At 59.7% G+C, this 1,950-nt stretch carries 1 protein-coding gene and 1 pseudogene; both read left to right on the forward strand.

Going from position 1 to position 1,950, the window contains the following annotated elements; genetic code table 11:
* Positions 1-23 precede the first annotated feature (23 nt).
* Positions 24-1,226 (forward strand): annotated as a pseudogene (locus tag AADJ04_RS17905) (HAMP domain-containing sensor histidine kinase); the annotation flags it as partial.
* Positions 1,223-1,849, forward strand: coding sequence for a response regulator transcription factor (locus AADJ04_RS17910; protein WP_044396750.1), 627 nt, complete (start codon positions 1,223-1,225; stop codon positions 1,847-1,849). The pseudogene AADJ04_RS17905 and the gene AADJ04_RS17910, both read left to right, overlap by 4 nt.
* Positions 1,850-1,950: the final 101 nt, after the last annotated feature.

Genomic DNA, 1,950 nt, shown 5'->3' on the forward strand with positions numbered 1-1,950 from the left:
ACGTCACCTAGCACACCCCGCCGCGCCAGCAGGTCACTGCTGCGCATGCGAGTTGCACCATGGTGCTGGCGGCGCTGGATGCCTCAGTGTCGGTGGCGCCGCTGGGCAGCGAAGAACTGCTGTTTGCCAACAAGCTCTATCGCCAATGGTTCGGATCCCAGACGGCGGGGCACTTGCAACTGGTGGCCCAGGCCGGTGTGCTGCCGGTCGCCAGCAACAGCGGGGTGGATGACGAAGATGGCCTGATGGGGCTGCCCACCGACCCGTTGACCAGCGCGCGGTCTGAAAACGCCGAGATTTACCTGCCCGACCTGGGCAAATGGCTGGAAGTACGCTCACGCTACCTGAACTGGGTGGACGGCCGCTTGGCTCAGATGGTCATTGCCACCGATATCACCCCCCGTCGCCTGGCTGAAGAGCAAGCCGAGCGCCAGGCGGAGCGCGCCCAATCGGTCAGCCGCCTCATCACCATGGGTGAAATGGCCTCCAGCGTGGCGCATGAACTCAACCAACCGCTCACCGCCATCAACAATTACTGTTCGGGCATGGTCTCGCGCATCCAAAGTGGGCAGATCACGGAAGAAGCGTTGTTGTCGGCACTGCAAAAAACCGCCCACCAGGCGCAGCGTGCGGGCCAGATCATCCAGCGCATCCGCGCCTTTGTGAAAAAGAGCGAACCCAACCGCACTTTGGCCGACGTGCACAGCATGGTGTCTGAAGCCGTGGAGCTTGCAGACATTGAACTGCGCCGTCACAACGTGCGCCTCACCCACTACATTGCCGCTCGCCTGCCGCCCGTGATGGCCGACACCATCCTGATCGAGCAGGTGCTGGTCAACCTGATGAAGAACGGCGCCGAGTCCATCCAGCATGCGCAGCGCCCTCCTTCGGGCCGCAGTGTGGAGTTGCGCGTGGTTCCCAAGCACACGGAAGAGGGCGAAGTGGTTGAGTTTTCGGTGCAGGACACGGGCAAAGGCCTGGCCCCTGAAGTGCTGGAGCGGCTCTTTGAAGCCTTCTTCTCCACCAAGCAAGAAGGCATGGGCATGGGCCTGAATTTGTGTCGCAGCATCGTCGAGTCCCACCAGGGAAGGATGCAGGCGCAGAACATCTACAATGGAACGGACGTCGTTGGCTGCCGGTTCTCCTTCTGGCTTCCGCTGGCAAAGCCTGCCGATGACACTACAAACTCTGTAGCAAACGAGCAAAATCCGAGGACAATTGCATGAGCTTGATTCCGAAAAAAGGCACTGTTTACGTTGTAGATGATGACGAGGCCGTGCGCGATTCGCTGCAATGGCTGCTGGAGGGCAAGGATTACCGCGTACGCTGCTTTGATTCGGCTGAGACCTTCCTCTCGCGCTATGACCCGCGCGAAGTGGCCTGCCTGATTGTGGACATCCGCATGGGCGGCATGACGGGCCTTGAATTGCAAGACCGGTTGATCGAGCGCAAGTCGCCTCTGCCCATCGTTTTCATCACCGGCCACGGCGATGTGCCCATGGCGGTGAACACCATGAAAAAAGGCGCGCTGGATTTCATCCAGAAGCCTTTTGATGAAGAAGAACTGCTGGGCTTGGTTGAGCGCATGCTGGACCATGCCCGCGAAGCTTTTGCGGGCTTTCAGCAAGCCGCCAGCCGCGATGCCCTGCTCTCCAAGCTCACCAGCCGCGAAGCGCAGGTGCTCGAACGCATCGTTGCAGGCCGCCTGAACAAGCAGATCGCCGACGACCTGGGCATCAGCATCAAGACCGTGGAGGCGCACCGTGCCAACATCATGGAAAAGCTCAATGCCAACACCGTGGCCGATCTGCTGAAAATTGCTCTGGGCCAGAACGCGCCCAAGGCCTGATTGCTCCTATTTTCATAGCTGCCTGCGCTTATCCAATCTGCGCTGGCAGCTGTTTTTAGGCTCTTCTAGCGAATGCTAGTGATGCACTCGATAAATGTCGT

It is taken from the genome of uncultured Acidovorax sp. (assembly GCF_964021665.1).
In the GTDB taxonomy this organism is placed as follows: domain Bacteria; phylum Pseudomonadota; class Gammaproteobacteria; order Burkholderiales; family Burkholderiaceae_C; genus Acidovorax; species Acidovorax temperans.